Annotated in this window: 13 protein-coding genes; 1 reads left to right on the top strand and 12 read right to left on the bottom strand. The window is 28.6% G+C overall.

Annotation, left to right across the window (positions count from 1 at the left end):
• Positions 1–280 precede the first annotated feature (280 nt).
• Positions 281–1,243, top strand: coding sequence for a UV DNA damage repair endonuclease UvsE (uvsE, locus tag GOQ27_RS15710; RefSeq protein ID WP_203367825.1), 963 nt, complete (start codon positions 281–283; stop codon positions 1,241–1,243).
• Positions 1,244–1,286: 43 nt separating this feature from the next.
• On the opposite strand, the gene purB is transcribed toward uvsE, so the two are convergent.
• From purB to GOQ27_RS15650, 12 genes are all read right to left on the bottom strand, one after another.
• Positions 1,287–2,717: an adenylosuccinate lyase gene (gene purB, locus GOQ27_RS15705; RefSeq protein ID WP_203367824.1), complete on the bottom strand. Its 1,431-nt coding sequence runs from the start codon at positions 2,715–2,717 to the stop codon at positions 1,287–1,289.
• Between the two features lie 63 nt (positions 2,718–2,780).
• Entirely contained in the window at positions 2,781–3,971 is a 1,191-nt protein-coding gene (locus GOQ27_RS15700) for a pyridoxal phosphate-dependent aminotransferase (RefSeq protein ID WP_203367823.1), read from the bottom strand.
• 84 nt (positions 3,972–4,055) lie between these two features.
• Positions 4,056–4,427: a PadR family transcriptional regulator gene (locus GOQ27_RS15695; protein ID WP_203367822.1), complete on the bottom strand. Its 372-nt coding sequence runs from the start codon at positions 4,425–4,427 to the stop codon at positions 4,056–4,058.
• Positions 4,428–4,438: 11 nt separating this feature from the next.
• On the bottom strand, positions 4,439–5,266 hold the full coding sequence (locus GOQ27_RS15690; protein WP_203367821.1) for a PHP domain-containing protein: 828 nt from the start codon (positions 5,264–5,266) through the stop codon (positions 4,439–4,441).
• Between the two features lie 121 nt (positions 5,267–5,387).
• Positions 5,388–5,648 carry a stage V sporulation protein S gene (gene spoVS, locus GOQ27_RS15685; RefSeq protein ID WP_203367820.1) on the bottom strand — a complete coding sequence of 87 codons (261 nt, stop codon included), beginning with the start codon at positions 5,646–5,648 and terminating at the stop codon, positions 5,388–5,390.
• Positions 5,649–5,816: 168 nt separating this feature from the next.
• Positions 5,817–7,370: a ribonuclease Y gene (gene rny, locus GOQ27_RS15680; RefSeq protein WP_484477137.1), complete on the bottom strand. Its 1,554-nt coding sequence runs from the start codon at positions 7,368–7,370 to the stop codon at positions 5,817–5,819.
• Between the two features lie 242 nt (positions 7,371–7,612).
• Positions 7,613–8,272 carry an AAA family ATPase gene (locus GOQ27_RS15675; RefSeq protein WP_203367819.1) on the bottom strand — a complete coding sequence of 220 codons (660 nt, stop codon included), beginning with the start codon at positions 8,270–8,272 and terminating at the stop codon, positions 7,613–7,615.
• A gap of 13 nt (positions 8,273–8,285) precedes the next feature.
• The gene (locus GOQ27_RS15670; protein WP_203367818.1) at positions 8,286–8,546 is read right to left on the bottom strand and encodes a hypothetical protein; all 261 of its coding nucleotides are present in this window, start codon (positions 8,544–8,546) and stop codon (positions 8,286–8,288) included.
• A 16-nt stretch (positions 8,547–8,562) separates the two neighbouring features.
• Positions 8,563–10,005 (bottom strand): AAA family ATPase, encoded by a 1,443-nt coding sequence (locus GOQ27_RS15665; protein ID WP_203367817.1) that lies wholly within the window; start codon positions 10,003–10,005, stop codon positions 8,563–8,565.
• Between the two features lie 3 nt (positions 10,006–10,008).
• The gene (locus GOQ27_RS15660; RefSeq protein WP_203367816.1) at positions 10,009–10,992 is read right to left on the bottom strand and encodes a metallophosphoesterase family protein; all 984 of its coding nucleotides are present in this window, start codon (positions 10,990–10,992) and stop codon (positions 10,009–10,011) included.
• A 98-nt stretch (positions 10,993–11,090) separates the two neighbouring features.
• Positions 11,091–12,125, bottom strand: coding sequence for a recombinase RecA (recA, locus tag GOQ27_RS15655; RefSeq protein ID WP_203367815.1), 1,035 nt, complete (start codon positions 12,123–12,125; stop codon positions 11,091–11,093).
• A 97-nt stretch (positions 12,126–12,222) separates the two neighbouring features.
• Positions 12,223–13,449 (bottom strand): competence/damage-inducible protein A, encoded by a 1,227-nt coding sequence (locus tag GOQ27_RS15650; RefSeq protein WP_203367814.1) that lies wholly within the window; start codon positions 13,447–13,449, stop codon positions 12,223–12,225.
• Positions 13,450–13,457: the final 8 nt, after the last annotated feature.

The raw sequence follows: 13,457 nt of genomic DNA, 5'->3' as shown, positions 1-13,457 counted from the left end.
ACTGGATTAAAATAATTTAATGATTTTTTCGTGCTCTTTATTATTAATTATCCATCATTTTATACTTAATTCTACCCCTTATAGTTAAATGTTACTTTATGTCGATATATATTAATTATTTCTATATACTATTCTATAATTTTTATTTTTGCTAAAATTCGACTTGTTAAATTGATTTTTAAAGAGTTTTATTTAATGTGCCTATATTATTGCATGTTTCGACATCTTTTACCCTTATACTCAATTCTAAAGACTATTATAGCGAAAGGAAGATTTATTTATGTTAATACGCTTTGGATATGTAGCTATGGCTATAGATTTAAAAAATTGTTCCCCTTCTAAAACAATGACTTATACTAATTATGAAAAAATGAAAGATTCAGAGGTTAAATTATATAAACTAAAAAAAATTACTAAAGAGAATCTTATAAACACTAAAAGGATTCTATTGTATAATGTAGCAAGTGATATAAAAGTTTATAGATTATCTTCAAGACTTGTACCTTTAGTTACTCATTCTGATGTTATAGATTGGGATTATACTAAGGAGTTTCAGGAAATATATAAAAGTATTTCTAAAATTATAAATGACAATAAATTAAGAGTAAGTATGCATCCAGATCACTTTACTATAATTAGTTCTCCTAAAGATAATGTTGTTGAGAAATCTATTGAGATTTTAGAATACCATAATAATATTATGTCAAGTATGGATTTGTCTCCTCAAGATGGAAAATTAGTATTACATATTGGAGGTAAATATGATGGTAAAGAAAAAACAAAAAAGAGATTTGTAGAGAATTTTTTAAAATTGCCAGAAGATATTAAAAGTAGAATTATTGTAGAAAACGATGATAAAATTTATGATGTGGAAGATGTCTTAGAGGTTTGTAGAGAAACCAAAGTACCTATGGTTTTGGATATTCATCATCATTGGTGTAATAATCGTGATAAACCTATCGGTGAGTACTTAGAGGAAATATTTAATACTTGGAAATCTCAACCCTTCCCTCCCAAAGTTCATTTATCTAGCCCTAAGGATGAGAAGAACTTTAGAGCTCATCATGATTATATAGATTATTTCTTTTTTAAAGAGTTCATTGATAAAGCTAAGAACTTAAATCAAGATTTTGATATTATGATTGAAGCTAAAAAGAAAAACTTAGCTTTAGTGAAACTAATTGAGGATATAAAAAAACAACAGGATTATCAAATCATAAATAATGCCACAATTAAAGCATAAGTTTACATAATGTTATTATGTAAACTTATGCTTATTTGATATGTTAAACTTTTAATTCTATATTTACTCCTAAAACATCTTTATTATTATTTAATATGGGATTTATATACTCACTTATAAATTCTTCTACTTGATATTCAGATCGACCAATGAAGTTTTTAGGATTGATTATCTCGTCAATTTCTTTATTAGATAATGGAAATTTATTTGAGTTTTTTATCTTCTCAATAAGCTCATTTTTCATACCCAATTCCTTTACCTCTTTTGCTGCTTCCATGGACAAGATTCGTATCTCTTCGTGTAACTCTTGTCGATCTCTTCCTCTTTTTACAGATTCCATTAAAATATTTTCTGTGGCCATAAAAGGTAATTCCTTGTCTATATTTGATTTTATTACATTTTCATATACTACTAACCCATCAAAAACATTAATAGAAATATCTAGTATTGCATCACATGCCATAAAAGCTTGAGCAATTGAAAGTCTTCTATTAGCAGAATCATCAAGGGTACGTTCAAACCACTGAGTTGAATGTATTAAAGCAGGGTTCATCAAATTAGCCATAATATATTTAGCTAATGAAGATATTCTTTCACTTCTCATAGGATTCCTCTTATAGGCCATAGCTGAAGATCCTATCTGGCTCTTATTAAAAGGTTCTTCTATTTCTTTTAAATGCTGCAATAACCTTATATCATTACTGATCTTGTGTAATGATTGTGCTATCCCACTTAGTACCGATAATATATCAAAGTCTTGTTTTCTAGAATATGTTTGGCCTGAGACTGGATGTATATTATCAAATCCCATTTTTTTAGCTACTAACTTATCTAATTTTTTGACCTTATCATTGTCATTATCAAAAAGGTTAAGAAAGCTCGCTTGAGTACCTGTAGTTCCTTTTACTCCTCTGAACTTTAATTTATCTATTTGAAAAATTAAATTAGTATAGTCTATATGGATATCATATAACCATAAGGATGCTCTCTTACCTACTGTAGTCATTTGAGCTGGTTGAAAATGTGTATAACCTAAGGTAGGTAAAGCTTTATATTCTAAAGCAAACTGTGACATCTTATCCATGAGGTTTATTATTTTATTTTTAATCAATATTGATGCTTCCTTCATTACTACTACATCAGTATTATCTCCAACAAAGGCACTTGTAGCACCTAAATGAATAATACCTTTAGCCTTAGGACATTGTTCCCCATAGGTGTGTACATGGGCCATTACATCATGTCTGAATTTCTTCTCCATTTCATTAGCTTTTTCATAATCTATATTATTAATATTTGATTTTAATTCATTTATCTGTTCTTGGGTAATATTTAACCCTAACTCTTTCTCGGATTCTGCTAAAGCCACCCACAATTTTCTCCATGTAATAAACTTATTATCTGGTGAAAATATTTTAGAAATTTCTTTGCTTGAATATCTTTCTATTAATGGATTTTCATATTCTAATTTCATAAATAACTCCTTTCTAGATAAAATAATTGTAGGAGATGTGAAATTTCCGCATCTCCTTAATATTTACTTTATATATTCTTCTATTCTATTTAAACCTTCTTTTATATTTTCTAGAGATGTTGCATAAGAAAGTCTTATATAATTATCATCTCCAAAAGCTATACCTGGAATTACAGCTACATGAGCTTCATCTAGTAAAAGATTTGCTAAGTCAATAGAACTTTCTATAGTTTTACCATGAATAATTTTTCCTTTTATATTTGAGATATTCGCCATTACATAAAAGGCACCTTTAGGCTTTTTACAAGATAGATTATCAATAGAATTAATTCTATCAACCATATAGTCTCTTCTTTCAATAAAATGTTTTATCATCTCTTTTATAGCAGTTTCTTCACCATTTAATCCTTCCACACTAGCATATTGAGATATGGAAGTAGGATTAGAAGTAGAGTGGCTTTGTAAATTACTCATCAATTTTATAATATCTTTATGAGCTGCAGTATATCCAATTCTCCATCCAGTCATTGCATAAGCTTTAGACATACCATTTATAACTATAGTTTGTTCTTTAATATTATCATTTATTGATGCTATACTTATATGCTCATTTCCATCATAAATTAACTTTTCATAAATTTCATCAGATATAACGAAAATTTCATTATCTATAGCCCATTTAGCTATTTTCTCTAATTCTTCTTTTGTATATGCAGTACCTGTAGGATTACTTGGACTATTTAGTATTATTGCTTTAGTAGAATCTGTTAGAGCATTGTTTAAATTATCTAAAGAATATTTAAAGTCATTTTCTTCAGGTGTTTTTACTTCTACAGGATTACCATCTGCTAATTTAACTAACTCTGGATAGCTAACCCAATAAGGTACAGGAATAATGACTTCATCTCCTGGATTTAAAATAGCTGAAAGAGCATTAAACAATGAATGTTTAGCTCCACTTGATACTATTATATTTTCAACATTATAATCTAAATTATTATCTCTTTTAAACTTATCACATATAGCTTTCTTTAATTCATTAGTTCCTGATGCTGCTGTATAACCTGTTTTACCTTTTTCTATTGCCTCAATACCTGCGTCTCTAATATTCTTAGGAGTATTAAAATCAGGTTCTCCTGCTCCAAAGCCAATTACATCAATACCATTTGCTTTCATTTGCTTTGCCTTTGCTGTAATTTCTAATGTTACTGATGGTGAAATGTTTGAAATTTTATTTGATAATTTTAAATTCATAATATACCTCCATTTTTTAATTGGTAAGTCTAACTTCTATAAATATCATTATAATCCTTCTAAAATATCAATATTTAATAAATCTTAACTTTCTTTATATACATCCTTTAACACACACTCAATTATAGTTAATGAGTCCATAAAGCTATCCTTATATAATAGTTTTATTTTCATATAGTGTTGATAGCCTTCTTCTGTTAATCTATAATGTCTTATAGATCTTTTATCAGGTTCCTCCCACCAACCTTTAATATAATTTTCTTCTTCTAACTCTCTTAGAAGAGGATAAATCATCCCTGGAGAAGGCTCCCATTTTCCCTTTAACCTTTCTTTAATTTCATCAATGATTTCATTACCGTAATAGCTTTTTTCTCTTAATAAGTGTAGTATATATAGCTTAACAAAAGCAGTAGTACTTATTTTAGTAGGAAATTGTCTGTTTCTTTTTTTTGTCATTATAATCACCTTCAAACTTTATATTTATATATATCTAATAATTCACTAAGTTCCTTTATATCTATAAAAGCATCTCCAATATTTGGAGCCTCTTTATTTTTATCACCATGAAAATCTGAACCTCCAGTAATATATAGATTGTTTTCTTTGGCAATTTGTAAATACTTCTGAGAGTCTTCTATTGAATGTTTAGAATGATAAACCTCAATACCATCAATGTCGAATTTATCAACAATATCTTCAATATTTATATTCAATAAAACAGGATGAGCTAGTATTGCTACTCCTCCACATTCATGTATAATATCTATTCCCTTTTGAAGACTTAACTTATATCTATCCACGAAGGCCTTTTTGCCTTTACCTAAATAATCATTAAATGCTTCTGAAATATCTTTAACATAACCCTTCTTCATTAATACTCTTGCAATATGAGGTCTTCCTATATTTTTGATCTTTGACTCACTTAAGACTTCTTCCATTGAGATATCTATATTTAGATTCTGTAATTTACTTACTATTTTATCAGCTCTCTTATATCTGTAATCATTAATTTCTTTTGATAAATTAACTATAGTTTCATTCTCATAATCAATAAAATAACCCAAGAGATGAACTTCACTATCACTATATAATGTGCTTAATTCTATACCAGGTATAGCTGTTATTTTATCATATATATTGCATCTCTTTATTGCTTCATCAATACCCATTATAGTATCGTGGTCAGTAATAGCTATTAATCTTATGTCTCTATTTGCAGCTAGGTCCACTACAGCAGAAGGATTAAGTTTTCCATCAGAAGCTGTAGTATGAATATGTAAATCTGCTTTTTTCATTTTTTCCCTCCACTTGTATATATAAATACTATTCATACACTATTATACCCAATAGATTATAGTAATTACAAATAGATTTAATACTATATAAAAGAACCTACCATTTGGCAGGTTCTTTTAGTTATCTAGGTTCTACTATTAATTTAATTGCAGTTCTTTCCTCACCATCAATTTGAATATCTGTAAATGCAGGTATGCAAATTAAGTCTACCCCACTAGGAGCTACAAATCCTCTAGCAATAGCTACTGCTTTAACTGCTTGATTTAGAGCACCGGCACCAATTGCTTGTATTTCAGCAGATCCTTTCTCTCTTAAAACTCCTGCTAATGCTCCAGCTACAGAATTTGGACTTGATTTTGCTGATACTTTTAATACATCCATTATTTTGCCCCCTTTGATAAAATTATACTTTGATTATAGTAAGTATTCTACAAAATTAAGTAAAATCCTTTTTTTAGTAATGATTTTTTTAAATCTTTTAATAATTCATTTAATTTACTTACTATATTTATTAACGGCAATAAAAAAAGAAGGGTTTAACCCTTCTTTTTATTTTGCATATTCAATAGCTCTACTTTCTCTAATAACATTAACTTTAATTTGTCCAGGATAGTCAAGCTCTCCTTCTATTCGCTTAACAATATCTCTAGATATATGGACAATATCTAAGTCACTAATAAGATTTGAATCTACTATTATTCGAACTTCTCTTCCTGCTTGAATAGCAAATGATTTTTCTACCCCTTCAAAGGAATTAGCTATTTCTTCAAGTTTTTCTAAACGTCTAATATATGATTCTAAAGTTTCTCTTCTAGCACCTGGTCTTGCAGCTGAGATTGCATCCGCTGCTTGTACTAGTATAGCTTCTACTGTAGATGGTTCTACATCATCATGATGAGCTTCTACAGCATGAATAACATCTTTATTTTCTTTAAAGCGTTTTAATATGTCCACTCCTATGGCTACATGAGGACCTTCTACTTCATGATCTACAGCTTTACCTATGTCATGAAGTAGACCAGCTCTTTTAGCTACTCTAACATCTGCACCTATCTCTGCTGCCATAATACCTGCTAAGTGAGATACTTCGATTGAATGTTTTAGTACGTTTTGTCCATAACTAGTTCTATACTTAAGTCTACCTAATAATCTTATAACTTCCGAATGAAGTCCATGAATTCCAGTGTCGAAAGTAGCTTGTTCACCCATTTCTCTAATGTGATTATCTACCTCGCGTTTTGCCTTTTCGACCATTTCTTCAATTCTAGCAGGATGTATTCTACCATCAGCTATAAGCTTTTCTAAAGCTATTCTAGCTACTTCTCTTCTTATAGGATCGAATCCTGATAAGATTACAGCCTCTGGAGTGTCATCAATAATAAGATCTATTCCTGTAAGTGTTTCAAGAGTTCTTATATTTCTTCCCTCTCTACCGATGATTCTTCCTTTCATTTCATCATTTGGTAAAGATACTACAGAAACAGTTGTCTCAGCCACATGATCAGCAGCACATTTCTGTATAGCATATGATAATATTTCTCTTGATTTCTTTTCTGCTTCTAACTTAGCTTTATTTTCAATTTCTTTAATCATAATTGCTGCTTCATGATTAATTTCTTTTCTAATATCACTAAGTAATAAATCTTTTGCTTGCTCACTAGTTAATCCTGAAAGTCTTTCTAACTCATTAATTTGTTTTTGGTATAAATCATTAATGTCTTTTTCTTTATTTTCTATACCTTTTAATTTTTTATTAAGAAAATCATCTTTTCGGTCTAGAGAATCATTCTTTTTATCAATGGATTCCTCTTTATGAACTAATCTTCTCTCAAGTCTTTGTAGCTCATTTCTTCTTTCACGATTTTCTCTTTCTATCTCATTTCTCATTTTATGAACTTCTTCTCTTCCTTCAATGAGATATTCTTTTTTAGCAGTTTCAGCTGCCTTTATACCTTCTTCAATTATTTTTTTAGCTTCTTCTTCAGCAGTCCTAATTTTTCCTTCAGCAATTACTTTTCTTATATATATACCTATAAATACACCTATTATTAGTGTAATAATTGCTATAATTACTGGGATTATTCCTTCTAAAATTGGAAGCACCTCCTTTACTATTAATTTTTCAAGTTTCGTTTCGTTTTTATTAATGGATTATTTAAATAAATCATGATAAAAATATAAACCGAGAATTCTCGGCTTAGATATCTCTACATTACGTCAATACCTAGCTGCAGAAACAATTAAAGTATAAATAATGATTTACTATCACCCGTCTATATTTTAATATTTTTTAATATATATGTCAAGTGAATTAAGGATGCATTGGTAATAGTTTACATAAAGAATTATTCTTCTATTTTGCTTACTACACTAGTAATCCCACTTAATTGTACTCTATAAGCAATATCTGCGATAGAAGCTAGATGATTATTATGAGTAACCATTATTATTTGTCTATTAAACATTTCAGAGACTTGTTTTAAAAATTCAGAAACATTAAAAATATAATCTTCACTTACATGTTTTGCAGGTTCATCTAATATTAATGGCCCATAGACTTGAGGTTTATGTATTTGTAAGAAAGCAATTCGTAAAGATAAAGATATAATATCTATTACTCCTCCGCCCCTTGAATCTTCAGGCTTTGTTCTTATTGTTTCTTCACCTTTTGTTATTACATAAAACTCTGCATTAGGTTTTCCATACAATTCTTGAATTTCTATTTCGAATTCCATATTTTCATCGAATATATATTGTAGACAATTAGTAACTAATCCTTCTATTTGTTTTTTTGCCTGTTCTCTTGCATATTCACTAGTTTTTTGTAATAATATGTTAGTTTTTTCTAAAATATCAATTCTATTATCTATACTCTGTATTTCATCTTTTTTTAGATTTAATTCTTCTTCTATAGCTTGCTTTTTTCCATTTTCTGATGAATATATATCTCTCAATATTTTAATATATTTATCGAGGCTTATTTTATCGTTTATTTTAGAATCCATACTATCACCTCAATCATTCTTTAGAATGGGCATTTAATATATCCATTGGTAGCAATTGGTTAGCTTTATTAAATAAGTTTGTTATCTCTTTTTCTAATTTATTGATTTCATCATCTAACTCATCAGGATTTACCCCTAAATCTTTCAGTTCACTTATTAATTCTTCTTGTTGCTTATTTAAATGTTCTAATCGGGCTTCTGCTTTATATTTTAAGTTTCTTGCTCTATCTAAATTATCCTTAAGTTGGGATAGTTGCTTTTCATGATTTTCCATTATTATAGCTCCTTTCTTATATTAAATTGTTAACAATTCTCTCCATATCTTCATTTGATATCTCATTAAAACATAGAGGGCACTTTTCAATTGTCTTAAGTAAATCTTTATATTCATATAATAGGTTTTGTTGTTTTAATTTCTCTTTATTATATAACAATATAGTATTGTTTTTTTCTGTATTTAATTTATTTAATTTTCTAATTAATGTGGTTAGTATGTTAATTTTTTCTTCTTTCTTAACTATATCATTATACAGAAGTTCAACTTTATTAATATCATCGAAACTATCTATATACACTTTCCCTTTTCTTATACTAGATATTATTTTGTTCAAGTTATTATTATAGGTAGTTAACTTATTCAAAGATTTTGATATATGTTCAATTGATTGATATATATTATTTAAATGATTTATATTATCTAGCCTATTACTTATATTACTTACACTTTTAATTTCATTGACTAATAGAGTGTGTTTCCTATGTTTAGGTACTAAATTTTGACTGATTTTTATTTTTTCTTCCAATGTAATTGTTAAGGATTCTATAGAACTTAATTCTTTTAATTTCTTCAATGTATTACGATTTGTATCAATCGAATCATTAACATCTGATAGTTTACCTTTTAATTTTGTAAATGATTTAATTTTATACAGGTTATCATCTAAATTAGAAATATAATTTTCAACAGTATTAATTTCTGATAAGCTTAAAATAATATCGTTATAATTTTTAATTTCTTTTATGTTGTTATTCATTTGCTCTTTTATATTCATTAATTGTGACAATATATTTTCTTTATCATTAATAGCAAGTTGTATAGTTTCTAATGTAACTATTTGCTTTTCTAAGGACTCTAAGTATTCATACCGTGATAATTTTGATTCTAAGGCATCTATATCGTCTTTTAAGGATTTATTCTTTACATTAAGACTCCTTGTATCTTTAATTGTATTTTGTACTGCTTTATCCACTACATGTACTCCTACTAATCTCCCTATAGCATTTGCTCTTGTTGAATTTTTCTGAGCCATAAGAAAAGGTCCTTCTAGTTGTTCTCCAATATTTATTGAACTAGATTCTTTGCTATCTAAATGTATCTTTCTTATATTAAGCTTTTCTACTATATCTATTGGAGTGCTAAGTCCAAAACCCTCATAAATTTCTTCTTCTCCTGTTTCATTTATATATATATATAAATTTTTACTATTTGAGCGAAGCCTTTTAACTTTTTCACCAGTATTAAAGGTTAAAACTACACTAGCCTCGCTTTCTCCATGTCTAATAAAGAAGTTACCTAGAGGTTCATTATATAAAACCCATCTTATAGCCCTTATTATAGCTGTTTTACCTTGATCAGAAGGACCTACTATTACATTCAAGCCATTTACAAAATCAATTTTAGTTTTTTTATGGGATTGAAAATTACTAATCTCTACTTGAGTTATATGTTTCATTTATTAATCATCACCCCCTAATTCTATTTGAGCTTCTTCAATTCTATTTACAGCTTCGATTTTTACATCATCTTCAATATCTTCAGCTTTTGTTAGATTATTTAATATATGGTTTATATCTAGTTTATTAAAATCTTGAGATGAATCCACAGACTGCTTAAATTGAATAATTTTCTCGCTTCTGAACATATTCTTTTCAATAATACTTCTATCTAATATTTCTTCTCCAGGAGCTGCTGATTTAAGATAATAGAAATCCAGTTTAATACTCTTGTCTAACTCTATTATCAATACTCTAGGAATTCTACTAATTTCTTTTAGACTGTTAGTTATTCTTATCAAACTACCAGGATTAATAAAGTATTTATTATTGTATTCTTTTATACCAAATCCAGAATGGTAATGACCACACAATGTAATGTCAGCTTTTGTATGAAGTATGTCATCTATTAAAGTATAGGGGACACCTTTAATAAATGGCTTATCTAATAACATACCATGGGATAGATGTATAGCATAGTCAACATTATCTGGTTTTTCATTTACTATATATGCGGATCTATATGTGTCTGAGTCAATTCCATACTTATACGGGCTACCAGTTACTTGCACTCTAATATTATCCTTATCTAAGGTTATTACTTCTCCCTCATCAATAAGATCCAATATTCCTATACCATCAAATAAACCAAGCATTGTTCTATGTAGAGTACTTGGATTATGGCCATATATATCGTGATTTCCAGCTATAGCATAGATGGGAACTTTTATCTTATTAAGTATCATAGCAAATTTTCTAACTATAGAAGGTGAAATATCTGGCCTATCAAATAAATCTCCTCCATTTAAAACATAATCTATATCATGAGATTGTACAACATCCACAATTTCATTAAATTTTTTCTCAAGAGTTTCTAATAAATTATCTTTTCTGTTTTTTGGAGTTGTTCCTCTTATGTGGGTGTCTGTAAAATAGAGTATTTTCATATTATACACTCCAATCTGAAATATTTTATTATAATTATAACATAAACATATATTATAGATTAAAATTTCATTATAAAAAAGACTTCCGAAGAAGTCTTTTATTTATCTTTTGATTTTTTATTATCATCCTCAGTTTTGTTAGATTCCTTTGAAATAAGACCATAGTATTCTCTTACTTTTCTTTCTATTTCATTAGCTACTTCTTTATTCTCTTTAAGAAAATCTTTTGCATTTTCTCGTCCTTGACCTAATCTTTGATCTCCATAACTATACCATGATCCAGCTTTATTTACAATATCAGCAGTAACACCTACATCAAGGATATTACCTTCTTTTGATATCCCTTCACCATACATAATATCAAACTCAGCCTTTTTAAATGGTGGCGCTACCTTATTTTTAACAACCTTTACCCTTGTTCTATTTCCTATCATATTATCTCCTTGTTTTAAAGTTTCTATTCTTCTAACATCTAATCTAACAGAAGAATAGAATTTCAGAGCTCTACCCCCTGGAGTAGTTTCAGGGTTACCGAACATGATACCAACTTTTTCTCGCAATTGATTTATAAAAATTGCAATAGTATTTGACTTTTTTATAGCCCCTGCTAGTTTTCTAAGGGCTTGGGACATTAATCTAGCTTGAAGTCCAACATGGCTGTCACCCATTTCACCCTCTATCTCCGCTTTGGGTACTAATGCAGCAACAGAGTCTACAACAATTACATCAATTGCTCCACTTCTAACTAAAGCTTCCGCAATTTCCAACCCTTGTTCACCCGTATCTGGTTGGGATACTATTAAACTCTCTGTATCTACTCCTAGCTTTCTTGCATAAGATGGGTCTAATGCATGTTCTGCGTCTACAAAGGCTACAGATCCTCCAGCTTTCTGTGCTTCTGCAAGAACATGAAGAGCTACAGTAGTTTTACCAGAAGACTCAGGTCCATATATTTCTACAACTCTACCCCTTGGTAGACCTCCTATACCTAAAGCAATATCTAACTCCAAGGATCCTGTGGATATAGAATCAATATTTAATTTAGATTCTTCTCCAAGCATCATAATAGATCCTTTTCCAAATTGTTTTTCGATTTGATTAATAGCCATTTCTAAAGCTTTTTTCTTTTCCATAATTTAACCCCCGTTTAATGGGTTCACCTACCTTTCCGTATTCCGAACAAATGTTCTGATTAGATTATATAATATACTTAGTTTTAAGTCAAATACTTTAATAATTTTTTAATAGAAAATTACGAAGAGTACTAAAGGCATTTAGTGAAGTTCTATTTTGAATATTATTTCTATCTCCATTTAAGATTATTTTTTTAGAAATAGATATTTTTTTATTAGCTATACCTATAAATACTAATCCAACAGGTTTATTTTTTGTAGCTCCTGTAGGTCCAGCTATACCAGTTACTGATAATGCTATATCTACTTCATATTTTTTAACTAATCCTTCAGCCATTTCTATAGCTGTTTCTTTGCTTACAGCACCGTATTCCTTTAGAGTTTCTTTTTTTACTCCCAATAAATTAATCTTTGAAGCATTACTATATGTAATTAAGGATAAAGGAAATACTTCTGATACTCCAGAGAGTCTTGTAAAGTTACTACTTATTAATCCACCGGTTAAAGATTCAGCAAAACCAATAGTAAGGTTATTTTTCTTTAATAGTTCTAAAACAATACTTTCTAAAGTCTCTTCGTCAAAGCCCCATATATATTTGTCAATATCAATAGAATTTAAAAAAGCATTAACATTATTTTTGGCTTGTGATAAGCAAGAAGCTTTTGATGAAACCTTTATATCTACTATTCCATTATTAGCATACATGCCAATTTGTATATTATTATTGAAAAAAGGTTTAATTTTTTCTTCTAAATGAGATTCTCCAATACCTATAGTGTGAATAGTTCTAGTGAAAATTTTTTGATCAGATTTATTTCTTAAAGAATCTAAAACATATTTATTAAACATTGGTTGTAATTCCCTTGGGGGTCCAGGTAATAAAAATATTTTTTTATTATGGTAATTGACCAACATTCCCGGGGCAGTACCTTTTGTATTCTTCAAAACTATTGAATTTTCAATTCTATAGGCTTGCTTTATATTATTATCAGACATAATATAGTTGTTTTTAGTGAATTTATCTTTTATTTCTTTTAAAAGACTATCATCTAGTACTAAATTATAATTTAATGCCTCAGCTACACCTTCTCGTGTTTTATCATCTTCAGTTGGTCCTAATCCCCCTGTGACTATAATTATGTCAGAATGTGCTAGTGATTCTTTTGTTGAATTAATAATATCTTCTATATTATCCCTTATTGTGTATATCTTAGAAACTTCAATATTTTGTTCTTTTAAGGATTTTGAGATAAATTGGCTATTGGTATTTAAAATATCTCCAGATAATATCTCATCACCAATGCTTATTACTATTGCATTCATCAAATCTC

Origin of the sequence: Anaeromonas frigoriresistens, assembly GCF_016820655.1 — a bacterium.
Taxonomy (GTDB): domain Bacteria; phylum Bacillota; class Clostridia; order Tissierellales; family SIT17; genus Anaeromonas; species Anaeromonas frigoriresistens.
The sequence above is the reverse complement of the archived record's forward strand: the minus strand, read 5'-3'. Positions and strand labels throughout refer to the sequence as shown.